The following is a 26,092-nucleotide window of genomic DNA, read 5'->3' on the forward strand; positions in this document are numbered from 1 at the left end:
CTCACGCGCCGGGTAGCAGAACCGCTGCGATGACAAGGATGGTGCCGAGCAGCGAGACGAGCCAGACAAGCGAGCGGATATAGGGAATGCCGAGCGCATAAAGCGGCACGTAAGAAATCCGTGCCCAGAAATAGAGCTGCGCGCCCCACCACGTGAGAGCACCGTTACGCCCCGCCACATGCGCAATGAGGATCGCCGCTGCGAAAAGCGGCAGCGTCTCGAATAGATTGCGCTGCGCCCGCATTAGCCGCCCCGTCACCTTGCCCACCGGCGGCCCGTCCTCATCCCGCGCGCTGGCATTATACGCCACGCCAGTTTCGCCCGTGCGCAACATGGCAGGCAGCAGGATTTGTACGAGGGCGAGAACGAGCGTCCAGGCGAGAAGGGTGAGTTCGGTTGTCATGGGAGAGAGTGCCCAGCATATGGAGGGAGGGCGCATTATGGCGCGGACATTAAACCTGACAATCGGTGAGCTTGTGTTGTCAGAAAGCCGCCAAATGGGGTTGACGCCTCCATAAAAGCAGCCTATCTGACCGGCACTCACTGAGTTCGCCGCCGGAATACGATGTTTCGCATGTAGAAACGTCAAGCGGATCAGGGACTTACGGTGGGGGATAGTTTAATGGTAGAACAGCGGACTCTGACTCCGTTAGTCTTGGTTCGAATCCAGGTCCCCCAGCCACTCTCCCGATCAAAGCACTAGCGACGCTCGACCCCTCCTAGAACTAATCCGCTTTCTAAACCTGAGCGGCGGCATTGGGCCGGTAGAGCCTCACTCGTCAGGGGTGTCGGTCTCTGGAGCCCTGTCGTAGCCCATCTGGGCGCGATATTCCGCCTCGTCTTCAGCCTCTGCCGCGTCCGCCGCGATGCGCTCGTAGCGGTCGAGCGCGCCCTGCAGGATGTAGGCGGCGGCCATCTTGTCCACCGCGTCGGCGCGCTTGGCGCGGGAGGCGTCCGCGTCGAGGAGGGTGCGGGTCACGACCATGGTGGACATGCGCTCATCCCAGAACAGCACGGGGAGGTCGAGAAGAGGTTTCAGGTTGCGCACGAAGGCGCGGGTCGCCTGCGAGCGGGGGCCTTCCGTGCCGTCCATGTTAAGGGGCAGGCCGAAAACCAGTCCGCCGACCTCATGACGGGCCACCAGGGCCTTGATCTGCTGCACGTCGGGGGTGAACTTCACCCGCTTGATTGTCTCCAGCGGCGTCGCGATGCGGCGCTCCACGTCCGAGAGCGAAAGGCCGATGGTCTTGGTGCCGAGATCGACGCCGATGAGGCGCGCCCGGGGCGGCAATCCTTCCATGAAGGCGATCAGCTCGTCATCCCGCGATAGCATGGGCGGCCTCCTCAACCGGCTGTGTTGCGCACAGCCAGTATAGAGGAAGTCGCCTCGCGTCGAGATCAGGGCTTCGCGATCAGGCGGCTCTGCTGCTCATATCGGGGGAGGAGGGGGCGGGAGCTTTGCTTTCCGACAGGAAGGGCAGGGCCTCGCCCGTCTCCCGGAAGAGATGGCAGAATTCCGGGGCAAGCGAGAGGGCAACTTCCTGCCCGGCCTGATGGTGGGCGTCGCCCGGCTCACGAACAGTGAGATGGCGGCCTTTGCCGAAATCCACGTAGAGGAGGTGGTTCTCGCCCAGCTCCTCCACCAGCTCGATGCGCCCAGTCAGGCTGCCCTGCGGCGATACCTTCACGTGATCCGGGCGGATGCCGAGCGTCACGGTCTCGCCCACGCGCACGCCTTGCGATGACACCGGCGCGGTGAGCATGCTGGCATTGGGAAGCTGCACCTGCACGCCCTCCGCGCCCACATGAGAGACCACGCACTCGATGAAGTTCATCTGCGGCGAGCCGAGGAAGCCCGCGACGAAGAGATTGGCCGGGCGGTGATAGAGTTCGAGCGGCGTGCCCACCTGCTCGATGCGTCCGGCATTGAGCACCACGATCCGGTCGGCGAGCGTCATCGCCTCCACCTGATCGTGAGTGACATAGATCATCGTGGCGCCGGTGTCGTTGTGAAGTTTGGCAATCTCGATGCGGGTCTGCACGCGCAGCGCGGCATCGAGATTGGAAAGCGGCTCGTCGAACAGAAACACCTTCGGGTCGCGCACGATGGCGCGGCCGATGGCGACGCGCTGGCGTTGACCTCCGGAAAGCTGGCGCGGCTTGCGGTCAAGAAGGTTCTCGATCTGCAGCATGCGCGCGGCCTCGCGCACCTTGGAATCGATATCGGCCTTGGAGGATTTCGCCAGCTCCAGACCGAAAGCCATGTTGGCGTAAACGCTCATATGCGGATAGAGCGCGTAGGACTGGAAGACCATCGCGATGCCGCGCTTGGCGGGTGCGAGATCGTTGACGCGCTCTCCGCCAATGAAGAGATCGCCGGAGGAAATGTCCTCCAGGCCAGCGATGAGGCGAAGCAGCGTTGATTTTCCGCAGCCGGAAGGTCCGACGAAGACGATGAACTCGCCGTCCTTGATGTCGAGATCGACGCCGTGGATCACATGAGCCCGGCCGAAGGATTTGCGAACGTTTTTGAGAACAAGATCAGCCATATGAAAGTCCTTAGATTTATCCCTTGACAGCGCCTGCGGTGAGGCCAGCCACGATCTTGCGCTGGAAGATGAGAACCAGGGCGATGATCGGCAGCGTCACAATGACGGAGGCCGCCATGATCGTGCCCCAGGGCAGCTCGTAGGCCGTCGAGCCGCTCATCAAGGCGATGGCGGGCGGCACGGTGCGCTGCTCGTTGGTCAGGGTGAAGGTGAGGGCGAAGAGAAACTCGTTCCACGAGACGATGAAGGCGAGCAGCCCCGTCGTCACCGCCGCCGGCATCATCAGTGGCAGGAACACGCGGCGAACCACGATCCACGGCGTTGCCCCGTCGACGAAGGCTGCTTCCTCGATTTCCTTCGGCAATTCACGCATGAAGGTGGTCAGCACCCAGACCGTGAAGGGCAGGGTGAGCATGAGGTTCGCGAGAATCAGCCCGGGCAGGGTGTTGTAGAGCCCGAACGAGCGGATCAGCTCGAACATGCCGGACAGAACCGCCACCTGCGGGAACATGGAGACCGCAAGGATCGTCATGAGCAGCAGCGAGCGGCCTTTGAAGCGGATGCGCCCGAAGGCATAGGCCGCCGTGATGCCGAGAGCGAGCGACAGCGCCACCACGGAGCCTGCCACGACGACCGAGTTGAAGATGTTCGTGCCGAAGGGCTGGCGCTCGAACACCGCGACGTAGTTGGAAAAATCCAGGCGCTCAGGCCAGTAGGCGACCTTGAAGAGGTCTGCGCCTGAGCGGAAGGACGACATCACCGCGTAGTAGAACGGGAAGATCGAGAACAGGCCGATGGCGGCGACGAGCAGCCAGAAACCGATGCGGGTGAGGATTTTCATCGAGGATCTCCGCTCAAGCGGACCCGGCCCGCCGCCATGGTGATGACGATGAGAAGGGCGATGATGAGGAAGATGAGGGTGGAAGCCGCAGAGCCGAGGCCCACCTCCTGGAAGTCAACGAGCTGCTGGCGCGCATAGACCGACATGGAGGCCGTGTCCCGCGAATTGGCGGTGAGCACGTAGATCAGGTCGAAGACGCGAAGCGCATCGAGCCCGCGGAAGATCACGGCGACGATGAGCGCGGGCTTGATCAGTGGCAGCGTCACGCGGAAGAACACCTTCACCGGATGCACGCCATCCACCTTCGCGGCCTCGTAGATATCTCCGGGGAGCATCTGGAGGGCTGCGAGGATGAGGAGTGCCATGAAGGGCGTGGTCTTCCACACGTCCACCATGATCACGGTCCAGAGCGCCGTGTCGGGATTTGCGGTCCAGGTGATGGGCGCGGCGATCAGGCCAAGGCGAAGGAGCATGTCGTTGATCACGCCGAACTGGTCATGCAGCATCCAGTTCCACATCTTGGCCGAAACCACGGTGGGAATGGCCCACGGAATGAGGATGACCGCGCGCATGAGGCCGCGCCCAGGAAAGGATGCGTTGAGGATCAGCGCGACGATGGTGCCGAGAACGGTCTCGATGGAAACGGAAATGGTGGTGAACCACACCGTGTTCCACACCGAGCGCCACCAATCGGGATCGGTGAGCAGCCCGAGCCACTCGCCATCGTAATTGGCGATGTAGTTCTCGAAACCGATAAACTCATAATCGGTGAGGTTGTTGAGATTGGCATCCGTGAAGCTGAACCAGATGGTTCGTGCCAGAGGCCATCCTGCGATGAGCGCCAGCACGATCAATGTCGGCGCGATGAATACCCATGCCGCCCTGATACGCGAGCGGGTGAGGGAGGAGCGGCCTCCCTGCACAGGCACCTGTGCAGGGACGGTCGCGGGAGCAACGGCACTCGACATGATGATTACCAGCCGTTGCGCTTGATCCGCTTCAGGTCGCGGTCGAGGCGATTGAGCGCCTGCTCGGGTTGCGAGCGCTTCGAGAGAACCTCGTGAACCGCGTTGAAGAACTCGCTCGAGACCTTGTTGTAGTTCTGGCCCGTCGCGGTCGCGGGGCGCGCGACAGCATTGGCGAACACATCCGCCAGATCGCCGATAAACGGATTGGCTTTCTGGATATCGCTATCGCTGTAGAGCGCGACGATAGTGGGGTTGAACGAGCCTTCGACCGCGCGGCGCTTCTGCTCGGCCTCGCCCGTGAGGTACATCACGAGATCGATCGCGGCGTCCGCGTTCTTCGAATATTTCGAGACAGCGAGAAGCTGTCCACCGAGCGAGCCCGCATGGCGTCCGTCCGCGCCGCCTTTCGGCAGGGGCGCGATGCCGACCTTGCCCTTGATGGTGCTGTCGGCGCCTTGCGCCAGCGCCCAGGCATAGGGCCAGTTGCGCATGAAGGCGGCGTTGCCCGCCTGGAAGACGCCGCGCGCTTCCTCTTCCGTGTAGTTGAGCACGCCTTCGGGCGTGATGATGCCGACCCAGCCGGCGGCGGTCTTCAAGGCGTCAACTGCCTTCGGGTTCTCGATGGTGATCTCGCCCTTTTCATCGACGATGGTGCCAGCGTTAAACGAGGCGATCCATTCGAGCGCGACGGTGGTCAGGCCCTCATAGGCGCGGCCCTGCCAGACGTAACCCCAAAAATCGCCTTTGCCGTCCTTGCGCTCGCCTTCCTGAATGATGCGCGCGGTCTCGCTCAGGTCGGCCCAGGTCTGCGGCACGGGGCGCTTGTATTTGTCGAGCAGGTCCTGGCGGTAATAGAGCAGGCCCGCATCGGCGAACCAGGGCATCGCCATGAGCTTGCCGTTCACGCGGCTGGTCTCGGCCATGGCGGGAAGATGGCCGCCGATGGCGCTCTGGCCTTTCGCGCTCAGGTCTTGCAGATGATCCGCCAGGATGCCGGTCCACACCACGTCGATCTGGAACACGTCTATATCGCCTGCGCCTGCAGCGAGAAGCTGTTGATAGAGCGCGAGGCGCTCGGTGGCGGAGTTCGGCGTCGAGACGATTTTGACGGTGTTGCCGGTTTTCTTGGCCCAGGCATCGACGCCTTGCTTGCAGATTTCGTACTCCTTGCCGAGCGCGCTGCACGAAATCGAAATTTCGACGGCGGAAGCGCTCGCGGAGGTGAGAAGGCCAGCAGCTAAAGTGAGGCTGGCGAGAAAGCGGGTCATGGCTATCCTCCAATGGCTTTAAGAATTATTGCTTAGCTTCTAAAGCCCGAGGCCCCGCGTTTTGTTCCTTTGAAACATGGCGGTTCTTACGGCCCGCTCCATTTTCATGCGCCTGACAGCGAGGAATTTCTCATGAAGATCACTTGGTTCGGCCATTCCGCCTTCCGTCTCGACTTCGCCGACAAGGCCGTGCTCATCGACCCGTTCTTCACCGGCAATCCGGCCTTCGAGGGCGACAAGGCGAAGATCATGGAGGGTGTCAGCCATATCCTGCTCACCCACGGTCATGGCGACCATGTGGGCGACACGGTTGAGATCGCAAAAGCCACAGGTGCGAAGGTCGTCACCAATTTCGAGCTATGCATGTATCTGGCGAAACAGGGCGTCCAGAACATCGACCCCATGAACACGGGCGGCACCACGGATCAGGGCGGCTTCTCCGTCACCCTGGTGCGGGCGGACCATTCCTCCGGTCTCGTGGAGATGGACGTGAACTTCCCCCTCGGTCCGGCCAACGGCATCGTCGTGAAGGCTTCCGGCGAGCCGACAATCTATCACATGGGCGACACCGACATTTTCGGCGACATGGCCCTGATCGCCGAGATCCATCAGCCGGACGTGGCCATGGTGCCCATCGGAGACCGCTTCACCATGGGCCCGGAGGTCGCCGCACTGGCCGTCCAGCGCTATTTCAGTGGCCTGAAGGCGGTGATCCCCTGCCATTATGCCTCGTTCCCGCCGCTCGTGCCCAATGCGGACCGGTTCGTGGCGGCCCTGGAGGGCAAGGGTGTCCAGGTCGTGGTGCCCCATAAGACGGTGGCCGTGCGCATCTGACATTGCAGCCTTGGGCGGGCGGGTGCTATAGCCCGCCCATCTGAATTCCAAGGGGTATGACCATTCATGTCGGTCGATGAGAAAACGGTCCGCCGCATCGCCCATCTGGCGCGCATTGCCGTGACGGATGCGGAGGTGCCTCACCTTCAGGGCGAGCTCAACGCGATTCTCGCCTTCGTAGAGCAACTCAACGAGGTGAACGTGGAGGGCGTCGAGCCCATGACCTCCGTGACGCCCATGACCATGAAGAAGCGCCAGGACGGCGTGACCGATGGCGGCTATCCGGAGAAGATCGTCCAGAACGCCCCCGCCACGGAAGACAACTTCTTCCTGGTGCCCAAAGTCGTTGAATAGCAACGTCATCCCGGCCGTAGCGTGAGCGGAGAGCCGGGATCGCCCAATCCAGTTTCTTCTTCCAGACGATCCCGGGTTCTGCTGCGCAGCCCCGGGATGACAGGATGATCCAGTGACCGAACTGACCCATCTCACGATTGCCGAAGCCCGCGACGGGTTGAAGGCCAAGACCTTCTCCGCCACCGAACTGGCGAAGGCCCATATCGCCGCCGTCGAGAAGGCGAGGGCGCTGAACGCCTATGTGCTCGAGACGCCCGAGAAGGCGCTCGCCATGGCTAAGGCCTCCGACGAGAAGATCGCCAAGGGCGAAGGCCGCCCGATGGAGGGCATTCCGCTCGGCATCAAGGACCTGTTCTGCACGGAAGGCGTGGTCTCCACCGCCGGCTCCAAGATCATCGGCAACTTCACTCCGCCTTACGAATCCACCGTCACCCAGAACCTCTGGAACGACGGCGCGGTGATGCTCGGCAAGCTCAACATGGACGAGTTCGCCATGGGCTCCTCCAACGAGACCAGCGCCTTCGGCCCGGTCGTGTCGCCGTGGCGCCGCGAAGGCTCGAATGTGAGCGCAGGCGCTGCCGGCCAGATCGAGGGCACGCATCTGGTGCCCGGTGGATCGTCCGGCGGCTCGGCGGCGGCTGTGGCCGCTCATCTCTGCCTCGGTGCCACCGCAACCGATACCGGCGGCTCCATCCGCCAGCCGGCAGCCTTCACCGGCACGGTCGGCATCAAGCCGACCTATGGCCGCGTCTCCCGCTGGGGCACGGTGGCCTTCGCCTCGTCGCTCGATCAGGCTGGCCCGATCACCCGCACGGTGCGCGACGCCGCGATTATGCTGCGCTCCATGTCCGGCCCCGACGCCAAGGACACCACCTGCGTGGACATGCCGGTTCCGGATTACGAGGCTGCGGTCACGCGTGGCGTGAAGGGCCTGAAGATCGGCATTCCGAAAGAATACCGCGTCGACGGCATGTCGCCCGAGATCGAGAAGCTCTGGCAGCAGGGCATAGAATGGCTGCGCGCCGCAGGCGCCGAGATCGTCGATGTATCCTTGCCGCACACGAAATATGCGCTTCCCGCGTATTACATCGTGGCGCCTGCAGAAGCTTCGTCGAACCTCGCTCGCTATGACGGTGTGCGCTACGGCCTGCGCGAGAACGGCAAGGACATTGTAGATCTCTACGAGAAGACCCGCGCCGCCGGTTTCGGCCGCGAGGTCAAGCGCCGCATCATGATCGGCACCTATGTGCTGTCCGCCGGCTATTACGACGCCTATTACGTGCGCGCCCAGAAGATCCGCACGCTCATCAAGCAGGACTTCGAGAAGGTTTATGCGGAAGGCGTCCACGCGATCCTCACCCCCGCTACGCCGACCGCCGCCTTCGGCATCGGCGAGAAGGGCTCGGGCGATCCGGTCGAGATGTATCTCAACGACATCTTCACGGTGACGGTGAACATGGCAGGCCTGCCGGGCCTCGCGGTTCCCGCCGGTCTCGATGCTCAAGGCCTGCCGCTCGGCCTCCAGCTCATCGGCCGCGCCTTCGACGAAGAGACGCTCTTCGCTGTCGGTCAGGTGATCGAGGACGCCGCCGGACGCATCAAGCTGCCGACGCCGTGGTGGGCATAACGTGGGACCGACCGTTCCCGTTATCCATCTCTGGGACTGGCTGCCCGCGGCTTTCGACCCGGTGCTGATCATCGTTGCCGTGCTGCTCGGCTGGAAAGCCGATCAGTTCGGCAAGATCCTGATTGCCGCCATCGCGGCGCTCGGTCTGTCGATCCTCGTATCGTATCTGATCAGCCTCGTCGGCATTCCGTGGATCGCGCCCGTGCGCGCCGATGCGCTGACGCTGTTCCCCGTGCGCTTCATTGCGGCGCTACTGTGGGCCGGTGGCGCTTATGCGGCACGCCGTGTGGCGAAGCGCTAGTCGATCTCGATCCCGAACGTCTCCCTCAAGCCGCTGCGTCCCGCCTTCGTGATCGACAGGGCGCGGCTGTCCTTGATGCGCTCCACCCATGCGAGATCGAACATCCGCGTGCAGAGCGAGGCGCCCAGGCGACCCGCAAGGTGGGGGCGGCGTTCGCTCCAGTCGAGACAGGTCTTGCAGACCGCGCGCTTGCTGTTCTCCGGTTCGAGATCGATTCCGAAATCGCAGAGGAAGCGCTGTCCGCTCGACGTCAGAACACCCGCGCTCTCCGACAGCACCAGATGATCCTGCGAGGTGAGGGCATCCGCGATCGCGATGCCGAGCCGCCCGGCCAGATGATCGTAACAGGTGCGCGCCTTGCGCAGCGCCTCGTCCTTGGGTCCGACGGGGCGGTGGCGTTTCGGTCCGAAGGAAGCGAGCGCCATCATCGCCTCTATGGCCTGCGCCACCTCCGGTGAAACGAGCCTGTAATAGCGATGGCGGCCCTGTTTCGTCATCGCGATCAGGTTGGCCTCGCTGAGCTTGGCGAGATGCCCGCTCGTGGTCTGCGCGCTGACGCCACTGTGCCAGGCCAGTTCGCTCGCCGTCAGCGCCCGTCCGTCCATGAGGGAGGAAAGGATGTTGGCGCGGGCCACATCGCCCATGAGGGCGGCGATTTCCGCAAGCGTGATGCCTGAAACAACGGGTGTCATGGAGGCGATCATAGAGGAGCCCGAGGAGCCGGTCAGCCCGGAATGTTTCGGCCGTGGCCGAAGTGTTATCCGGCGACAACGTGGCGGCCTTATGCGAGTGATGCGCCGTCTCGCAATGCAGTGAACGGATGTGACGTCATGGCCGCCAGCCATCCCCCAAAGATCAACCTCGCCCTCGAGCTGACCCTGCTCGCCACCCTCGCGACCCTTTGGGCTGCGGCCTATACCTTCATCAAGATCGGGATTGAGACCATTCCGCCCGTCACCCTGATCGCGGCTCGCACCCTGATTGCCGGGAGCCTTCTTGTCGTCATCATGCGCCTGCGCGGCGTCACGCTTCCGCGCGACTTCCTGAGCTGGCGTAATTTCACGATCCAGGCCTGCCTCAATAGCGCCATCCCTTTCACGCTGATCGCCTGGGCGGAAAAATCCATCGATGCGGGGCTGGCTGTGATCCTCAACTCGATGACGCCGGTCTTCACCTTCCTTATTACCCTGTTATGGGTGCGCCACGAGACGACGACGTGGCGCAAGTTCGCCGGCGTCGTTGTGGGGTTGGGCGGCACCTGCGTCATCGTCGGGCAACAGGCGCTGAACCATGTAGGGCAGGAGCTTTTCGCGCAGATCGCCGTAGTGCTCGCCACCATCTGCTATGCGGGTGCCGCGATCTTCGGCAAGAACTTCAAGAATCTCGATCCGATGGCACCGGCGGCGGGCTCGCTCCTGTCGGGCGCGGCCATCCTGATCCCCGTCAGCCTCGTGGTCGATCAGCCCTGGACGCTTGCGCCGTCCAGTGCGTCCATCATGGCGCTCATCGGCCTTGCCGTCTTTTCCACCTCCATGGCTTTCGTCATCTATTTCCGCCTCATCCATACGCTCGGCTCGGTGGGCACGACGGCGCAGGCCTATTTGCGCGCGCCCATCGGTGTCGGCATCGGCGCGTATTTCTTGGGCGAGCGGCTGGATTCTTCCGCCTGGATAGGCCTCGTCTGCATCGTGATCGGCGTCATGCTCATGACGCTTCCTGAGAAGAAGCACGTGCAGGCCTTTAAGGTCGCATAACAAAAGAAAAAGCCGCAACAGAGCTGCGGCTAGGAAAGGCAAAGAGTTTCGTGATGAAACGGGAAGGGCGCGGGCCAAAAAAGCTCGCGCCCATCATCCTTAGATGAACACGAAGTGGCTCGCGTTCAGCATCGCCTTGTTCACGCCCACAAGGGTGATGGAATTGCCGTTACCGAAATCGATCACGGCATCCGTTCCGCTCATGGTGGTGCGGGCCATCAGCTGCTCGAAGGTGGACAGATCGAGCCCGTTCACATTCTTGGCGACGGCGATGACCTCACCGAGTTGGCTGAGCTCGAAGTCCTGGATCCTGTCAGCGCCGCTGCCTGAGCCGAACTCGAAGCGATCCGCGTCGGCGCCGCCGCTGATGGTGTCGTTGCCTGCGCCGCCCCAAAGGGTGTCGTTGCCGGCACCACCGCTCAGCGTGTCGTTGTTGTAACCGCCATCGAGCTTGTCGGCACCCGTGGTGCCGGTCCGCACAATGCCGGTCACATGCGCAGGGCTCGAATAGCCGTCCTTGATCACAGTGTCGGCTGGCTTGCCTTGGGTGGTGTAATCGGTTCCCGGCAGGCCGGACGTGCTGGCCTGGTAGCTCCATAGGAAGGCACCATCGAGCCATTGCCCGCCATAGTTCTTCATCACGTGATAAAGAGCTTCGTAAGCGTCCTTCTGCTCCTGAAGATCGACCGTGGAGCCGGCGATCCAGCCGGGGCTCTTGTTCACGCCGTCGTAGCTGCCGTAGCCGATCTCGGTGAAGATGACCTTCTTGCCCCACTGCTCCGAGAGGTTCTTCCAGGTATCCACGACAGATGTGGTGCCGTAGACCTGCTGGGAGTTCCAGTTCGTCGCAGGCTTGATCCAGGAATCGATGAGTTCCTGCACGGTCGGATTGTTGCTGTTGGTCATGCTGAAGTAAGCATCGACGCCGATGTAGTCCACGTGATCCCAGAACTGGATGTCCATGGCCTCTTCATCGGTGGCGGCATAGGTGATCTTGCCGGAGAAGACGCTCTTCACCGCATCGATGATCTCGATCCAGTTCTGGGTGTAGCTCTTGCCGTCCGACGTGAACTTCGTCGGATCGGTCATGCTCTTCATTTCGGTGCCCACCACGAACATGGCAGCGCCGCCTTCCTGTGCGACCTTGGCGTATTCCACCATCATGTTCTTGTAGTTCTGGAACCAAGCCTTCGGATCGGTGGGCTCGATCAGCGCGCGCCAGACGCGGTTATCGGTTTCCACGTGCGGCTTCACAACGACCTTCAGGCCGCGTGAGGATGCGTCCAGGATGCCCTGCTTGACCTGCGCGAGCGTGTCGCTCTCCGAAGCCCAGGGGTTCGTGGAGTTCAGATTGAGCTTCACGTCGTTGCTGTACTCGTTGGACATGAAGAAGTTCGGCACCATCGTGATGGTGTTGGCGCCGTTCGACTTGATCAGGTCCATGGCCGAGAGGCCGCCCGAGGTTTGGAAGTTGCCGCCCCAGTAGGATGGCAGGCTGATGCCTTCCCAGGTAAAGATGCCGTCAGTGCTGCCAGACGGCGTGCCGCCGCCGCCCGTGCCGCCACCACCGATGACGGGATCGAACTTGAACCAGCTTGCCTGCGGAGCCTGTGCGCCTGTCAGCGTGATCGTGGAGCCATCGCCGAGAGCGATCACATAGGCGGTGCCGTTGAACGTGATCGTGAACTTGTCGAGGCCGGTAATGCCCGTGCCGGTGAGATCGATGAGGTCACCTTGGCTCGCATTGAAATCGGTGATCGTGTCCTGGCCGCCCGCTTTCTGGAAGCGGAAGAGATCGGCGCCCGTGCCGCCGGTGAGAACGTCATTGCCGGTACCGCCGTCGAGGGTGTCGTTGCCACCGCCGCCGAGGATCGTGTCGTTGCCGGCCTGGCCCTGGAGCAGGTTGGCGCCGTCATTGCCGGTGATGTGGTTGGCGAGCTCGTTGCCGGTGCCCGTCAGGCCTGCTGTGCCGGTGAGAACGAGGTTCTCCACATTGGCGGCAAGCGTGTAGTTGAGGGCCGTCTGAACGGTGTCGGTGCCATCGTTCGCATATTCGCGCACCACGTCCGATGCGCTGCGCACAACGTAGGTATCGTTGCCCGCGCCGCCCGCGAGGGTGTCGATCTTGCCCGCCGCATTCACGCCGCCATCGAGGGTGTCGTTGCCTGCGCCGCCCGAGAGAAGGTTGCTGCCTGCATTGCCGATCAATACGTTGTTGAGCGTATTGCCCGTGCCGTTCAGGTTGCTCGTGCCCGTCAGCGTCAGGTTCTCGACGTTGGAGCCGAGTGTCCAGGAGACGGACGAAATCACCGTGTCGGTGCCCTCATTGGCGAGTTCCGTCACTGCATCGCCCGTCGTGTCCACGATATAGGTGTCGTTACCCGTACCGCCTGCGAGTGCATCGGAGCCCAGGCCGCCATCAAGGCGGTCGTCGCCCGCGCCGCCGTTGAGCCGGTCATAGGCCTCTCCGCCGAAGAGCGTATCGTTGCCGCCGGCACCGTTCAGGGTGTCGCCGCCAGCTCCGCCCACCAGGGAATCGTCTCCTTCCGTTCCGTTGCGCAGAATACCGGTCACCTTGCTGGCCGCCCGTGCCGCCACCTTCGCCTTTTCCAGGGTCGCGATTGCCACATAGGCATCCTTTTCCGCGCGAACGGAGCTGATTTTCTTGGAGTTCAGAGAGAGGCTGGAACCGGCAATTCCCTGTTTGAGCAGCTCGACCCAGGTGGGGATTGCAACGATGGGAAGGGATTTCTTCTTGGTCGACATATGTGCCTCGCTCTGGACGGCTTGAAATACGATGCGTTGCAAATACGCAAGCTTTTGGCAGAAAGCGGGTATATTTGAATCGCAACGGTATATTGTTAAAACACTCAAGCTCGACCACAAAGAGAAGCTTGCTTGCGTAGGCGCAAGATTGCGGGCGGGTCCTTGCACTAAAGTCTAAGCTCCGCGGATCTGCCTGCCTTGGGGCGCTAAGAGCGCAAAAAAAAGGGCCGCGACAATGCCGCGACCCTTGCATAATGGGAGGTGAGGGGGCCGCCCCTCTCTTCCGCCTTAGATGAAGAGGAAGTCGTTGGCGGACAGCTGAGCCTTGGTGACGCCTTCCAGCTTGATGCTGTTGGCGCCGCCGAGGTTGATCACGGTGTCCGCGCCGACCGTGGTTGCACGGGACATGAGCTGTTCGAAGCTGGTCACGCCCGTGTCGTTGACGTTACGGGCGATGGCGATCACCTCATTGGCGAGGGTTGGATCGAAATCCTTGATCGTATCGACACCGTTGCTCGAGCCGAACTCGAAGCGATCCGCTCCACCGCCGCCGGTGAAGAAGTCTCTACCAGCGCTGCCGGTGAGGACGTCGTTGCCAGCGCCGCCGGTCTGGAGATCGGGAGTCGCGTAGCCCTCGTTGATCACCGCTTGAGCGGGTTTGCCTCTCGTGTCGTAGTCCACAGGCGGCAGGGCCGCCTGCCGCTCCGCTGCCGTGAGAGGATGGTACTGCCACAGGAAGGCGCCATCGAGCCAATCGCCGCCATAGTTCTCCATGACGTAGTAGAGCGCCTCATAGGCGTCCTTCTGCTCCTGGTCGTCCACCGTCGAGCCTGCAATCCAGCCGGGGCTCTTGTTCACGCCGTCATAGTTGGCATAGCCGATCTCCGTGAAGATAACCTTCTTGCCGTATTGCTCCGAGAGGCCCTTCCAGGTGTCGACGACGGAGGTGGTGCCGTAGACCTGCTGGGAGTTCCAGTTGATCGAGGGCTTGATCCAGGTGTCGATGAGTTCCTGCACCGTCGGTGTGTTGCTGTTCGTCATGCTGAAATAGGCATCGACGCCGATATAGTCGAGGTTGGGATTGTCCCAGAACTGGATTCTGAGAGTTTCCGAGTCGGTGCCGGCATAGGTGATCTTGCCGGAGAACACCGCGTTCACCGCATCGATGATCTCGTTCCAGTTTTGCGTATAGCTCTTGCCGTCCGACGTGAACTTCGTCGGATCGGTCATGCTTTTCATCTCGGTGCCCACCACGAACATGGCAGCGCCGCCAGCCTCGGCAGCCTTGGCGTATTCCACCATCATGGCCTTGTAGTTCTGGAACCACAGCTTCGGGTCGGTGGGGGTGATCTCGGCACGCCACACGCGGTCTTCGGTTTCCACGTGGGGCTTCACCACGACCTTCAATCCCTTGGAGGCAGTATACGCGACGCCTGCCTGGAACGTTGCCAGGCTGTCGCTCTCGGCGCCCACATCCAGGTAGACGCTGTTGCTGTTCTTATCGGCCATGAAGAAGTTCGGAATCAGCGTGACGGTGTTGCCGCCTGCGTCCTTGATCATCTGATATGTTTCATTGGCGCCGGCGGATTGCAGACGTCCGCTGTAGTATTGCGGTACGCTGAAGCCCTCCCAGGTGAAGAGATCCGTGCCGCTGCCGCCGGGAGGCGTACCGCCACCGCCACCCGTGTCGAACTTGAACCAGCTCGCCTGCGGCGCGCTGGTGCTGGTCAGCGCGATGGTGGAGCCATCGCCGAGGCCGATGGTGTAAGCGCCACCGGCTCCTGACGTGATTTGCAGCTTGTCGAGGCCGGTGATGCCGGTGCCTGTGAGATCAATGAGATCGCCCTGCGCTGCATTGAAGTCGGTGATCGCGTCCTGACCGCCTGCCTTCTGGAAACGGAAAGTATCCGCGCCTGCGCCGCCGGTCAGCTGATCGTTGCCCGCGCCGCCGATGAGGATATCGGCGCCGTCTCCGCCGATGATCGTGTCATTGCCGCCCTGGCCGTTGAGGGTGTTGGCGCCCGCATTGCCCTCGAGCCGGTTGGCGAGATCGTTGCCCGTGCCGTTGATGGCGCCCGTGCCCGTGAGAACGATGTTCTCCACGTTGGCAGAGAGCGTGTAGGTCACGGCAGCCCGAACGGTGTCGATACCTTCGTTCGCGCTCTCGGTCACCACGTCAGAGGTGGAGCGGACGATGTAGGTATCGTCATTCGCGCCGCCCGAAAGCGTATCGATCTTGCCCGCAGCATTGGCGCCGCCGTCGAGAGTGTCATTGCCCGCGCCGCCGCTGAGCAGATTGCTGCCCGCATTGCCGGTGAGCACATTGTTCAACACATTGCCGGTGCCGTTGATGTCGGCGCTGCCAGTGAGCGTGAGGTTTTCCGTGTTCGCACCGAGGGTCCAGGCGACGGAGGACTCGACGATGTCTGTGCCCTCATTCGCATTCTCGGTCACCACATCGCTCACATGATCGACCACATAGCGGTCGTTGCCCGTGCCGCCGATCATCCGGTCGATGCCCGCGCCACCGAGGAGATGGTCGTCACCAGCGCCGCCGGTGAGGCTATCCGCGCCATCGCCGCCATTGAGCGTGTCGTTACCGCCCGCGCCGTTCAGCGTATCGGGGCCTGCCGCGCCAGCAAGCGAGTCGGCGCCTTCAGTGCCGTTCTTCACCACGCCTGGAACCGGCTTGAAGATATCCTGGCGGTTGGTCATGTCGTAGGAGACTTTGGCGTTGTACCAGACGTTCCAGTCGGTCGTCGTGTTGCCCCACGGGGTCACGAGCGTTCCTTCCGAAGCGGTGAGGCTGACGCCGTTCACCTTCAGGGCATTGATGTAAAGCGAGCGGTTGCCGCCATCGACCATGTCATTGGCAAACTCGATGGCGAGTGAATCCACCCGCGCAGGCGTATCGAACGTGAAGACGAGGTTTTGTGCGGGCTGACCGCTCCAGCGACCTGCCGTCACATATTGCGCCGCCCCGACGCGTACGCCGTTGACGACGAGATAGACCATCGCGCCGACGCCGTTGGCGATGTCGGCCCAGGCGGAGAGTTCCACCGTGCTCTGCGTGCCGGTGGGAGGCGTCGTGCCGCCACCGCCGGAGACGGGATCGAACTTGAACCAGCTCGCCTGGGGAGCCGTAGTACTCGTGAGCGTCACAGTCGTGCCGTCGCCGAGGCCGATGGTGCGCGTGTTGCCGGAGGAGGTGACCGTCAGCTTGTCGAGGCCGGTAATGCCGGTGCCGGTGAGATCGATGAGGTCGCCCTGCGCCGCATTGAAATCGGTAATCGTGTCCTGGCCGCCGCCTTTCGCGATGCGGAATACATCCGCACCCGTGCCGCCGGTGAGGCTGTCATTGCCCGCGCCACCGATCAGGGTATCGTTGCCGCCGGCACCATTGAGGGTATCGGCAAGATCGCCGCCGGAGATCGTCTCCGCCGCATCGGTTCCGGTCTTGGTCAGACCGCCCGCCGCAGGCTTGAAGATGTCCTGGCGGTTGGTCATGTCGTAGGAGACCTTGGCGTTGTACCAGACGTTCCAATCGCCCGTCGTGTTGCCCCAGGGCGTAACAAGCGTGGACTCGGCAGCCGTGAGTCCGACGCCGTTCACTTTGAGCGAATTGATGTAGAGGCTGCGATTGCCTCCATCCGTCATGTCATTGGCGAACTCAATGGCGAGTGAATCGACTTTCGCGGGCGTGTCGAAGGTGAAGGTGAGGTTCTGGGCGGGCTGGCCGCTCCAGCGTCCGGCGGTCACATATTGCGCCGGCTCAATGCGCACACCGTTGACGACGAGATAGACCATCGCACCAACATTGTTGGCGATATCGGCCCAGGCGGAGAGTTCGACCGTGCTCTGCGTCGTGGAGTTGAGTGTCGTAGCCATGGAAACCTCGCTCACGCGGCTATTGGGAGGGGCTATCAAAAGTTGATGAAATGCAACTTGAGATCAGCTTGGGGGCGCGAGCCTATGTTTTGAATTTTGACGGCTTCAAGATACGAAATATTGAAACAAGCTCAGCCGTTCTGTTTTGTTGTTCGGTTTCAATTGCTTGGGCAATACTGTCGCAGGTGGGAATTTTGGCGTGTACGTAATCTTTAATTCCAAAACCAAATCTAACAATCGAGAATCAGCAACATTATCTCGTTTAATTTATTACTTGGCGCAATGAAAAAGGGCCTGACCGAAGTCAGGCCCTTGGGCAGCGTTACGCTCGACGAGGAATTACTGCTGCGGAGAGGCCGGGGCCGACGGGGAAGCCGGGGCCGGAGTAGCGGGGGCTGCCGGAGCCGACGGAGCGGCCGGGGCTGCCGGAGAGGCCGGACGGGTGCTCGGCGAGGAGCTTTCCGTCTGGGTACCGGTGCTGCCGGTGGTGCTCGGCTCGTTGCCGCCATCATAGAAGAGGAAGGCCAGCAGGCCCAATGCGATAACAAGACCGCCAATTACATAAGCAAGAGTGTTCGAGCTGCGACCGGACGTATCGTACACATTCGTCTCACGATTGTAGACGTTCGGTTCGCGATCCATGGGATCCATTGCCATTTTTAAGCTCCTTGACCGTTTTACCTCCCGTTCAACGCCCAATGTTGGATGCGGTTTCATGCCAGCGTGGCAATTCTTTTAAACACCTGTGAATAAATCGGAATTAATCTTGGCCTTGGATGGGATAAGCTGAACGCCTGTTCATCTTGAAGGGGGTTGACCCGGTTTCGCGTCGCTCGTACTCCCAACTCAAACGTAAGATATCAAAGGCGCAAGGCTCATGAACGCTCCGGTGAACCCTAAGAAGCTCATCAAAGGTGCGACTGGCGATTGGGAAATCGTCATCGGCATGGAAATCCATGCCCAGGTGACAAGCCAGGCCAAGCTGTTCTCTGGCGCCTCGACGGCTTTCGGCAACGATCCCAACAGCAACGTCTCCCTCGTGGACGCGGCCATGCCCGGCATGCTGCCTGTCATCAACGAGGAATGCGTGCGCCAGGCAATCCGCACGGGCTTAGGGTTGAAAGCCGAGATCAACCTGAAGAGCACCTTCGATCGAAAAAACTATTTCTATCCGGATCTGCCGCAGGGCTACCAGATCAGCCAGTACAAGAGCCCCATCGTAGGCGAGGGCGAGGTGATCGTGGACGTGCCGGAGACGGGCGAGACGATCACAGTGCGCATCGAGCGCCTGCATCTCGAACAGGATGCCGGCAAGTCGATCCACGATCTGCATCCCACCATGAGCTTCGTCGATCTGAACCGCTCAGGCGTGGCGCTCATGGAAATCGTGTCGAAGCCGGACCTGCGCTCGGCTGACGAGGCGCGCGCCTATGTCACCAAGCTGCGCACGATCCTGCGCTATCTCGGCACCTGCGACGGCGACATGGACAAGGGCAACCTCCGCGCCGACGTGAACGTGTCCGTGCGCCGTCCCGGCGAGGAACTCGGTACCCGCTGCGAGATCAAGAACGTCAATTCCATCCGCTTCATCGGCCAGGCCATCGAGGTCGAGGCGCGCCGCCAGATCGCGATCATCGAAGACGGCGGCACCATCGATCAGGAAACCCGCCTCTACGATCCGGGCAAGGGTGAGACCCGCTCCATGCGATCAAAAGAAGAGGCGCACGATTACCGCTACTTCCCCGATCCGGACCTGCTGCCGCTCGAGTTCGACCAGGCCTATGTGGACGACCTCGCCCAGCACCTGCCGGAACTGCCGGACGAGAAGAAGGCCCGCTTCATGGCCGATTACGGCCTGTCGCCCTACGACGCGAGCGTGCTCGTGGCCGAGCGTTCCTCCGCCGACTTCTTCGAGGAAGTGGCCAAGGGCCGCGACGGCAAGGCTGCAGCGAACTGGATCATCAACGAGCTGTTCGGCCGTCTCAACAAGGAAGGCAAGGACATCACGGAGTCGCCCGTCTCTGCGAGCCAGCTCGGCGGCATCATCGAGCTCATCGGCGAGAACGTGATTTCCGGCAAGATCGCCAAGGACCTGTTCGAGATCGTCTTCACGGAAGGCGGCGATCCGCGTGACATCGTCGAGAAGCGTGGCATGAAGCAGGTGACGGACACCGGCGCCATCGAGAAAGCCGTGGACGAGATCATCGCCGCCAATCCCGACAAGGTGGAGCAGGCGAAGGCGAAGCCCACGCTGCTCGGCTGGTTTGTCGGCCAGGTGATGAAGCAGACTGGCGGCAAGGCCAACCCGCAGGCCGTCAATGAGATCCTGAAGGCGAAGCTCGGGATCGAGTGATCATGCACGAACCCTTTCAACCGATCCTGCGCGCTGCTGAAGACCGCGATGCGCAGGATCTGTTTGGGCTGCTTTCCCTCTGCTTTGCGGATTATCCCGGCTGCTATGTCGATCCGCATGATGACCTGAAGGATCTGATCGCGCCGGGAGCGCCGCGCAAGAACGACGGCGTTCTCTGGGTGATGGAAGACAAGAGCGGGCGGGTCTGCGCCTGTACCTCCGTCGATTTTCCGGAAGCTGGTACGGCTGAAATTCACCGGGTCTATGTGCGTCCCGATCAACGGGGCAAAGGCCTCGGCTCGTCCCTCGTGCGCGCCGTCGAGCGCCATGCGCGCGACCAGGGCGCCACGCGCATGGTCCTCTGGTCCGACACGCGCTTCACCGATGCGCACCGGCTCTACAAGAAGTTGGGTTACACGCAGACGGATGGCCTGCGCGATCTCGGCGATATTTCGAACTCGTCGGAATATCACTTCGAGAAGGCGCTTTGAGGCTCCTGCATCTCACGGAATCTCATAAACCGAGAACTCGTTGTTGATGCCTCGCAGAGTGGTCTTCTGCAGGGTGGGGCGAATGCCCTGCGTTTCGATGATTTCCTGCGCTTCCGGATTTTCGACCACCGTTCCCGTCGCATAGATCGAGCGTGAATCCGCAAGGTTCTGCACACGGGATGCGATGTTGACGGTCTGCCCGAAATAATCCTGCCGCTCGTTGAGAACGACCGCGAGGCAGGGGCCCTCGTGAATGCCGATTTTGAGCAGCAGATCCTCGTGCCCACGCTGCTCGTTCAGGTCGCGCATGGCCTCGCGCATTCTCAGCGCCGCCGAAACCGCATGATCCGGCGTCGGGAAGGTCGCCATCACCGCATCGCCGATCGTCTTCACGATGGCTCCGGCTTCTGAAGCCACGATGTCGTTCAGCACGCGGAAATGCTCGCTCACCAGATCGTAGGCGACGAGATCGCCGACGCGCTCGTAGAGTTCCGTCGATCCTTTCAGATCGGTGAAGAGGAAGGTAAGGCTCGTGATCTTCAGTCGCTGATCGATGTCGAGCGTTTCCGTGCGGTAGAGATCGCGGAAGGTCTGGTTCGTCAGCAGGCGCTTGGCGGTGAGGAACGGGCGGCGATGCTCCATCAGGTTGTGAAGGGTGTCGCTCGCGATCCAGATCGCCGGAAGAGTACGCCGCTTCGTGTGGTTTTCGAGAAGAAGGCGCAAAGGTCCCGGCCGCATTTCCATGGTGCTGTTTTCCCGGTGCGCCTCGCTGAGGATGAATGAGAGGTTCTGGCGTTCGCGGGTGGGCTCACCCTTCACGTCGATGAATTGTGCGGCATGGGTAACCGGATCGAAGACGATCACGAATTCCGCCGGCAATTGAAGCGAGAGGATCACACGCTCGCCCGCCGGCAACTCGACGGCATCGATCACGATCTCTTCGAGCAGTTGCTCGAAGTTCCCCGGCAGGTCGACTCCCGAACTCCAGAAGATCTGGCGTAAGTATTCATGCATCGGAAGCGTGTCGGGCTCATGCGCCGCAATCCTGCGCACGCGCGGACTGACGGTGAATGTGACCTCGACCATCTCGTCGAGGGTCGGCTCGTAGCCGGCGGCGCATAGCGCGCAGCTGTATTCCTCCTGCCGGAGCGACTTCAGGCTCGTGCCGGCATTCATCACCCCGCCGCATCCCGGGCACAAGACGTTCCAGGACATCTCGAACAAGCCGAGCCGTGCGGCATGCAGAAAGGCCGCGATAGTACTCTCCTCGCCAAGGCCATGCTTGGCTGCAAAGGCGAGGGTGTTGACGCGGTTCAGCTCGTGATCCGGCGCCTCATGGATCAACCGCTCGATGGCCGTAGCGGCATCGGGATCCGCGGATTGCTGTAAAACTTCGAAAATCTTCTGGTCTTCACTCATCGTCCGACCTCCCTCGAGGTACAGGCACGCGGTGAGTCTCGGGCAATCCGACGCTCTTTATGTGAGGAACGCCTACGCTGGATGCCAGCCTAGTCTTTCAGAATAGCACTTCGTGAGCGCGATGGCTTGTAAAACAAGGAATTGGGCCAGTGTTTCGGCGGTGGCAAGGCCGGAGAATGCAAAGAGGAGAGCGGGGCTTTGCATGCTCAAGCGACTCCGAACTCCTCTGCATAGCGGTTCGCGACCCGCGTTTGCCAGAGGCACAGAAACGGCGCGACGACGAGCTCGACGATGAGGCCGCCCACCATGAAGAGCGAAGGCAGGCCGGTAAGTGCGAGGCCGATGAGGCGTCCCAGGCCCCCGATGACCACAAGGAGCGTCAGCAGCCGGAAGCGGTTGGTGTGTTCCTCGATGCGGGGAAGGGTGCTCCAGAAGCAGAGCCCGATGCCGAGAAGGAGGCCCGACAGGAACCGAAAGTGGCTCTCCGCCGAGATGCTCACCGCATCGCCCGTGAGCGCCTGTCCGAAGAGCACGCCATAGAGCCCGATCGCTACGGGAATGGTGGCGACGATGGCCACCGATTGCTGCAGCAATTTTCGTTCGCGTTGCATGTTGGGCATAACCGCTCCTCCCATGGGATTGTGCTCCTTTCGGACCGCGGCGCAATCCTCTAGGTTGTTGGAAACACGTTTCTCACAGGGATACGACATGCCGGCACGTTTCGAGCTTCACGGGATCGCCTTTTCCGGCCCGACCTACAAGGTCGGCCTCATGCTGTCGCTGGCGGGCGAGCCCTTCGATTATGTGCACGTGAACATGATGGCGGGCGAGCACAAGCAGCCGCCGCATCTCTCAAAACAGCGCTATGGCCAAGTGCCTCTGCTGATCGACCGCAACAACGGACGGCACCTGTGCCAGTCGGCGGCGATCCTGGAATATCTCGCGGACACGCTCGGCAAGTTCGGCGGCGCGACCCTCGACGAGCGCCTGCAGGTTCGCGAATGGCTCTATTGGGATTTCGACCGGCTGGCCTCGCAGGTCTATCGCTGCCGCACGATCAAGCTCGGCATTCGCCCGGCCCCCCAGGAGGTCTATGACGCCCATGCCGCCGGCGGCGACGCGGCCCTGAAGGTGCTCGACCAACATCTCGTTGGGCGTGATTGGATCGTCGGCGAAAGCGCAACCATTGCCGATATCGATATCTACGGTGTCACGGGTTACGCGGAAGAGGGCGGTTTCGATCTTGCCGCCTACCCCAACATCCAGGCCTGGATGAAGCGCGTGGAGGCCTTACCCGGCTTTGCCGCTACGAAGGCCCTGCTGCCGATGGAATCCAGGGCTGCCGCATGAGCGAAATTACATTCCGCGAGGCGAGGGCGGAGGATCTCGAAGCGATCATCCGCCTGCATGAAGAGGATGAACTCGGCTCCCACGGCGATGCGTGGACGCCCGAGACCGAGCCCGCCTATGAAGCCGCCTTCGCTGCCATCGCAAGCAGCCCTGAGAACATGCTCTTCGTGGCGGTGGATGGCGACGAGGTGGTCGGCACGTTCCAGCTCACCTTCATCCCCAATCTCACCGGGCGCGGGACATTGCGCGTGAAGGTGGAGAGCGTGAAGGTGAAGGCCGCGCGCCGCTCAGGCGGCATCGGCGGACGCATGATGACCTTCGCGGAGGAGGTGGCCCGCACGCGCGGCGCTAGGGCCATGGAGCTGACTTCCAACAAAACCCGCAAGGACGCGCATCGCTTCTACGAGCGGCTAGGGTTTTCGCGCTCGCATGAGGGCTTCAAGAAGAAGCTGTGATCGATCGACTTATGTATTGTCTTCCGGCCGATAGCGGAACCAGACAAGGTTGCCTTCGTGATGCAGTACGACATCGGTGAATACGGCGCTCGTCTCCAGGCATCGCAGGCGGAAATGCCCTTTCGCGTGAACCTCGGAACAGACCTGTTCCAGTTCCGGGTCGTCTTCCGGCCATGAATCGACATCGGTGAAGTAGGTTCGAAAGCGCTCGAATTTTGCACTCTCGAACAGATGGCCGTAGGTCCAGGGAAAATCGATGTCGTCGACGGCGATTTTCGCGATGACTTCGCCATCGAATTCCAGAGCAAAAAGCCTCGGCACATGATCCGGCGTGGCATGGCCGACCTTGAAGAGACGCTTCAAATAGTTCCACATGCCGGGCTCTCGAAGAAGAGCACTCCCTTGGTAAGGGAGTACTCTACAATGCTCATCAAGCCTTCGTGCCGCCCTTGAGGCGGGTATTGCAGGCGCTCCAGTATTTCGGCCACTTCATGCCGGCCTCGATCTTTTTGGCGGCCTTGGCCTCCTTCCACTCCGCGCTGCATGTCTTCATGCGTTCGCGGGCGGCGAGCTGGGCCGCGGTCGGCTCCTTCTTCGGCTTCGTCTGGGCGACGGCCGGAGTGGCGAAGGCCAGGGCTAGAGTGGCGGCGAGTGCCGTGCTGAGAATACGGTTCATGAGATCCCCCTAAGCGCATTCAACCTGCGCTCGATTTTTCTCATATGAAACAATGAAACATGCAAGCGGGGGTGGTCAGCTATGCGCTCTATCCACCGCAAACGAAGGGGCTTGAGGGTGCGAAGCCGGAATGGATACCCTAGCTTCTGCCTATACCTACGTCCTTGCACAAGGAGAGACGTGTCATGGCGGCATCCGCCCAACAATCGATCGATCTCTATTACTGGCCGACCCCGAACGGGTGGAAGATCACCATCATGCTCGAGGAATGCGGGCTGGCTTACGCGATCCACCCGGTGAATATCGGCAAGGGTGACCAGTTCCAGCCCGAATTCCTGATGATCTCGCCCAACAACAAGATGCCCGCCATCGTCGACCATCAGGGACCCGGCGGCCAGCCGATCTCGGTCTTCGAATCCGGCGCGATCCTGCAATATCTCGGCCGCAAAACAGGCCAATTCTATCCTCAGGACGAACGCAAGCGCGTTGAGGTCGATCAATGGCTGTTCTGGCAGATGGGCGGCTTCGGCCCCATGCTCGGCCAGACGCACCATTTCCGCATCTACGCGCCGGAGAAGGTGCCTTACGCCATCGATCGCTACACCAACGAGACCAACCGCCTCTACGGGGTGCTTAACAAGCGCCTCGCGGACCGGGAATTCGTGGCTGGCGAGTACTCCATTGCCGACATGGCCATTGCCCCCTGGGCGAAGCTCTGGGAGCGCCAGGGCCAGAACATCGAGGATTTCCCGCATGTGAAGCGCTGGCTCAACGCCGTGCTGGAACGCCCGGCCGTGCAGCGGGCGCTCGAAGTCGGCGCCGATGATCGGAGCAAGACCGACCTGACCGATCCGAAGGTGCAGGCCGTGCTCTTCGGGCAGAAGGCACGGTAATCACAAGCGTCATCCCGGGGCCGCAAAGCGGAACCCGGGATCGCATGACGAGAAAAGCGCCATATTCTGTTGACGATCCCGGATCGGCTGTGCCGTCCGGGATGACGCTATAGAAGCGTCAATTCAGCTTCGACCAAGTCTGCGAGCGGCAGATGAGGCCGCCCATGACGCAGCCTGAGAGCTGCATGGCCTTGCCTTCGAAGGTCATCTTGCCCGTATAGGTCTTGCCGTCCTTGTAATTGTAGAGCTGGCCGGTGAAGCCCTGGCCCGAGGGTTGGATGTTCGAGATCATCTGGACGCCCACGAGGCTGCGGCCCCGCTGATTGGCATCCGGGTTGTTCACGTCCTTGGCATCGCCCTGGGTGGAGATGATGGTTCCGCAATAGGCCTGGCCGCATTTGGCGATGCGGACCCGGGTTTCGCCGCTCTCGCTCAAATAGGTGCCGCTCGGGTCGGGAGCCTGGGCATAGACGGGGGCGGCTAGCAGAAAAAGGCTGATGGCGGCAAGGGATAGGGACTTCATGCTGTTCCTCCGAAGGGTCTTCATTGTCGGCCTTCACCGGGTCGATCAGGGAAGGAGACTAGGGGAGGCAGCCCCGCTTTCCAACGGTCGGCCTGTCTTTACGATAACCTTCGCAATCGCGAAAAGGCCCTTGAGGGGCAGGGGTCTCGCCGCTATAAGCGCCGGACTTTCCGAATTTTTCCTCTTAAAAGGGTGACCATCCATGGCCATCGAGCGTACTTTCTCCATCATCAAGCCCGACGCGACCGAGCGTAACCTGACCGGCGCCGTCAATGCCGTCATCGAAAACGCCGGCCTGCGCATCGTCGCCCAGAAGCGCATCATCATGTCCCGCCGCGAGGCCGAGACTTTCTACGCCGTCCATAAGGAGCGCCCCTTCTTCGGTGAGCTCGTGGACTTCATGGTCTCCGGCCCGGTCGTCGTGCAGGTTCTTGAGGGCGAGGGCGCTGTCCTCCGCTACCGCGAGATCATGGGCGCTACGAACCCGGAGAGCGCTGCCGAGGGCACCATCCGCAAGCTCTACGCCAAGTCCATCGGCGAGAACTCGGTCCACGGCTCCGACAGCATCGACAACGCCAAGATCGAAATCGCCCAGTTCTTCTCGGGCAACGAGATCGTCGGCTAACAACCCTCTCCCGGGTGGGAGAGGGTGGCTGCGTCAGCAGCCGGGTGAGGGCAGGACCTTCATTCAGTAAATTCTTGAAATGGCCGGGCTCGTCCCGGCCATTTGCTTTTGAGCTGTTCCGCTATCTCGCGAGGCGATATTCCCTCACCCCGGCCCT

The 26,092-nt window shown here is 61.7% G+C and carries 26 protein-coding genes and 1 tRNA gene; 12 read left to right on the forward strand and 15 right to left on the reverse strand.

Going from position 1 to position 26,092, the window contains the following annotated elements:
- Position 1: 1 nt before the first annotated feature.
- Positions 2-403 (reverse strand): MAPEG family protein, encoded by a 402-nt coding sequence (locus tag MJ639_RS01260; RefSeq protein WP_243368008.1) that lies wholly within the window; start codon positions 401-403, stop codon positions 2-4.
- Between the two features lie 205 nt (positions 404-608).
- Between MJ639_RS01260 and MJ639_RS01265 the strand changes: the two genes are divergently transcribed.
- Positions 609-682 (forward strand) — tRNA-Gln (locus MJ639_RS01265).
- Positions 683-772: 90 nt separating this feature from the next.
- Here the strand turns inward: MJ639_RS01265 and ruvX are convergent.
- The 5 genes from ruvX to MJ639_RS01290 form a co-directional block, all read right to left on the reverse strand.
- Entirely contained in the window at positions 773-1,333 is a 561-nt protein-coding gene (ruvX, locus tag MJ639_RS01270) for a Holliday junction resolvase RuvX (protein WP_243368010.1), read from the reverse strand.
- A gap of 79 nt (positions 1,334-1,412) precedes the next feature.
- On the reverse strand, positions 1,413-2,549 hold the full coding sequence (locus MJ639_RS01275; protein ID WP_243368012.1) for an ABC transporter ATP-binding protein: 1,137 nt from the start codon (positions 2,547-2,549) through the stop codon (positions 1,413-1,415).
- Positions 2,550-2,565: 16 nt separating this feature from the next.
- Positions 2,566-3,390, reverse strand: a complete 825-nt coding sequence (locus MJ639_RS01280; protein ID WP_243368014.1) for a carbohydrate ABC transporter permease — start codon at positions 3,388-3,390, stop codon at positions 2,566-2,568.
- Positions 3,387-4,358: a carbohydrate ABC transporter permease gene (locus MJ639_RS01285; RefSeq protein WP_243368016.1), complete on the reverse strand. Its 972-nt coding sequence runs from the start codon at positions 4,356-4,358 to the stop codon at positions 3,387-3,389. Before MJ639_RS01285 ends, MJ639_RS01280 begins: the two co-directional genes overlap by 4 nt.
- Positions 4,359-4,363: 5 nt before the next feature.
- On the reverse strand, positions 4,364-5,626 hold the full coding sequence (locus tag MJ639_RS01290) for an ABC transporter substrate-binding protein (protein ID WP_243368018.1): 1,263 nt from the start codon (positions 5,624-5,626) through the stop codon (positions 4,364-4,366).
- Between the two features lie 132 nt (positions 5,627-5,758).
- On the opposite strand from MJ639_RS01290, the gene MJ639_RS01295 reads away from it, so the two are divergent.
- The 4 genes from MJ639_RS01295 (at position 5,759) to MJ639_RS01310 (ending at position 8,742) form a co-directional block, all read left to right on the forward strand.
- Complete coding sequence (locus MJ639_RS01295) at positions 5,759-6,460, forward strand: metal-dependent hydrolase (protein ID WP_243368020.1); 702 nt, start codon at positions 5,759-5,761, stop codon at positions 6,458-6,460.
- A gap of 66 nt (positions 6,461-6,526) precedes the next feature.
- Positions 6,527-6,814 carry an Asp-tRNA(Asn)/Glu-tRNA(Gln) amidotransferase subunit GatC gene (gene gatC, locus MJ639_RS01300; protein ID WP_243368022.1) on the forward strand — a complete coding sequence of 96 codons (288 nt, stop codon included), beginning with the start codon at positions 6,527-6,529 and terminating at the stop codon, positions 6,812-6,814.
- 112 nt (positions 6,815-6,926) lie between these two features.
- The gene (gene gatA, locus MJ639_RS01305) at positions 6,927-8,441 is read left to right on the forward strand and encodes an Asp-tRNA(Asn)/Glu-tRNA(Gln) amidotransferase subunit GatA (protein WP_243368024.1); all 1,515 of its coding nucleotides are present in this window, start codon (positions 6,927-6,929) and stop codon (positions 8,439-8,441) included.
- Position 8,442: 1 nt separating this feature from the next.
- The gene (locus tag MJ639_RS01310) at positions 8,443-8,742 is read left to right on the forward strand and encodes a hypothetical protein (RefSeq protein ID WP_243368026.1); all 300 of its coding nucleotides are present in this window, start codon (positions 8,443-8,445) and stop codon (positions 8,740-8,742) included.
- Here MJ639_RS01310 and MJ639_RS01315 read toward each other — a convergent pair.
- Entirely contained in the window at positions 8,739-9,434 is a 696-nt protein-coding gene (locus MJ639_RS01315) for an ArsR/SmtB family transcription factor (RefSeq protein WP_243368028.1), read from the reverse strand. The genes MJ639_RS01310 and MJ639_RS01315 overlap by 4 nt on opposite strands.
- A gap of 138 nt (positions 9,435-9,572) precedes the next feature.
- Here MJ639_RS01315 and MJ639_RS01320 point away from each other — a divergent pair, with 138 nt between their 5' ends.
- Positions 9,573-10,496: a DMT family transporter gene (locus tag MJ639_RS01320; RefSeq protein ID WP_243368030.1), complete on the forward strand. Its 924-nt coding sequence runs from the start codon at positions 9,573-9,575 to the stop codon at positions 10,494-10,496.
- A 99-nt stretch (positions 10,497-10,595) separates the two neighbouring features.
- Here the strand turns inward: MJ639_RS01320 and MJ639_RS17775 are convergent, their stop codons facing one another.
- From MJ639_RS17775 to MJ639_RS01340, 3 genes are all read right to left on the reverse strand, one after another.
- Positions 10,596-13,262, reverse strand: coding sequence for a glycoside hydrolase family 113 (locus tag MJ639_RS17775; RefSeq protein WP_279306464.1), 2,667 nt, complete (start codon positions 13,260-13,262; stop codon positions 10,596-10,598).
- A 288-nt stretch (positions 13,263-13,550) separates the two neighbouring features.
- Positions 13,551-17,150: a glycoside hydrolase family 113 gene (locus MJ639_RS17780; RefSeq protein WP_279306465.1), complete on the reverse strand. Its 3,600-nt coding sequence runs from the start codon at positions 17,148-17,150 to the stop codon at positions 13,551-13,553.
- A 339-nt stretch (positions 17,151-17,489) separates the two neighbouring features.
- Entirely contained in the window at positions 17,490-17,807 is a 318-nt protein-coding gene (locus MJ639_RS01340) for a hypothetical protein (protein ID WP_243368032.1), read from the reverse strand.
- Positions 17,808-18,027: 220 nt separating this feature from the next.
- Here MJ639_RS01340 and gatB point away from each other — a divergent pair, with 220 nt between their 5' ends.
- A complete protein-coding gene (gatB, locus tag MJ639_RS01345; RefSeq protein WP_243368034.1) occupies positions 18,028-19,503 on the forward strand; it encodes an Asp-tRNA(Asn)/Glu-tRNA(Gln) amidotransferase subunit GatB in 1,476 nt (491 codons plus the stop codon).
- Between the two features lie 2 nt (positions 19,504-19,505).
- Positions 19,506-19,994, forward strand: coding sequence for a GNAT family N-acetyltransferase (locus MJ639_RS01350; RefSeq protein WP_243368036.1), 489 nt, complete (start codon positions 19,506-19,508; stop codon positions 19,992-19,994).
- Positions 19,995-20,006: 12 nt separating this feature from the next.
- On the opposite strand, the gene MJ639_RS01355 is transcribed toward MJ639_RS01350, so the two are convergent.
- Positions 20,007-21,413 (reverse strand): adenylate/guanylate cyclase domain-containing protein, encoded by a 1,407-nt coding sequence (locus MJ639_RS01355; RefSeq protein ID WP_243368038.1) that lies wholly within the window; start codon positions 21,411-21,413, stop codon positions 20,007-20,009.
- A 206-nt stretch (positions 21,414-21,619) separates the two neighbouring features.
- Positions 21,620-22,024 carry a DUF4345 domain-containing protein gene (locus MJ639_RS01360; RefSeq protein ID WP_243368998.1) on the reverse strand — a complete coding sequence of 135 codons (405 nt, stop codon included), beginning with the start codon at positions 22,022-22,024 and terminating at the stop codon, positions 21,620-21,622.
- A gap of 97 nt (positions 22,025-22,121) precedes the next feature.
- On the opposite strand from MJ639_RS01360, the gene MJ639_RS01365 reads away from it, so the two are divergent.
- Positions 22,122-22,763 carry a glutathione S-transferase family protein gene (locus tag MJ639_RS01365; RefSeq protein WP_243368040.1) on the forward strand — a complete coding sequence of 214 codons (642 nt, stop codon included), beginning with the start codon at positions 22,122-22,124 and terminating at the stop codon, positions 22,761-22,763.
- Positions 22,760-23,218, forward strand: coding sequence for a GNAT family N-acetyltransferase (locus MJ639_RS01370; protein WP_243368042.1), 459 nt, complete (start codon positions 22,760-22,762; stop codon positions 23,216-23,218). Before MJ639_RS01365 ends, MJ639_RS01370 begins: the two co-directional genes overlap by 4 nt.
- Positions 23,219-23,227: 9 nt before the next feature.
- On the opposite strand, the gene MJ639_RS01375 is transcribed toward MJ639_RS01370, so the two are convergent.
- Together MJ639_RS01375 and MJ639_RS01380 are read right to left on the reverse strand one after the other, a co-directional pair.
- On the reverse strand, positions 23,228-23,593 hold the full coding sequence (locus tag MJ639_RS01375) for a hypothetical protein (RefSeq protein WP_243368044.1): 366 nt from the start codon (positions 23,591-23,593) through the stop codon (positions 23,228-23,230).
- A gap of 55 nt (positions 23,594-23,648) precedes the next feature.
- Entirely contained in the window at positions 23,649-23,894 is a 246-nt protein-coding gene (locus MJ639_RS01380) for a hypothetical protein (protein WP_243368046.1), read from the reverse strand.
- Positions 23,895-24,079: 185 nt separating this feature from the next.
- Between MJ639_RS01380 and MJ639_RS01385 the strand changes: the two genes are divergently transcribed.
- The gene (locus tag MJ639_RS01385; RefSeq protein ID WP_243368048.1) at positions 24,080-24,787 is read left to right on the forward strand and encodes a glutathione S-transferase N-terminal domain-containing protein; all 708 of its coding nucleotides are present in this window, start codon (positions 24,080-24,082) and stop codon (positions 24,785-24,787) included.
- A gap of 118 nt (positions 24,788-24,905) precedes the next feature.
- Here the strand turns inward: MJ639_RS01385 and MJ639_RS01390 are convergent, their stop codons facing one another.
- Positions 24,906-25,310, reverse strand: a complete 405-nt coding sequence (locus MJ639_RS01390) for a DUF2147 domain-containing protein (RefSeq protein WP_243368050.1) — start codon at positions 25,308-25,310, stop codon at positions 24,906-24,908.
- 202 nt (positions 25,311-25,512) lie between these two features.
- Here MJ639_RS01390 and ndk point away from each other — a divergent pair, with 202 nt between their 5' ends.
- Positions 25,513-25,935 carry a nucleoside-diphosphate kinase gene (gene ndk, locus MJ639_RS01395; RefSeq protein WP_243368052.1) on the forward strand — a complete coding sequence of 141 codons (423 nt, stop codon included), beginning with the start codon at positions 25,513-25,515 and terminating at the stop codon, positions 25,933-25,935.
- The last annotated feature ends 157 nt before the right edge of the window (positions 25,936-26,092 follow it).

Origin of the sequence: Microvirga solisilvae, from assembly GCF_022808595.1 — a bacterium.
In the GTDB taxonomy this organism is placed as follows: Bacteria; Pseudomonadota; Alphaproteobacteria; order Rhizobiales; family Beijerinckiaceae; genus Microvirga; species Microvirga solisilvae.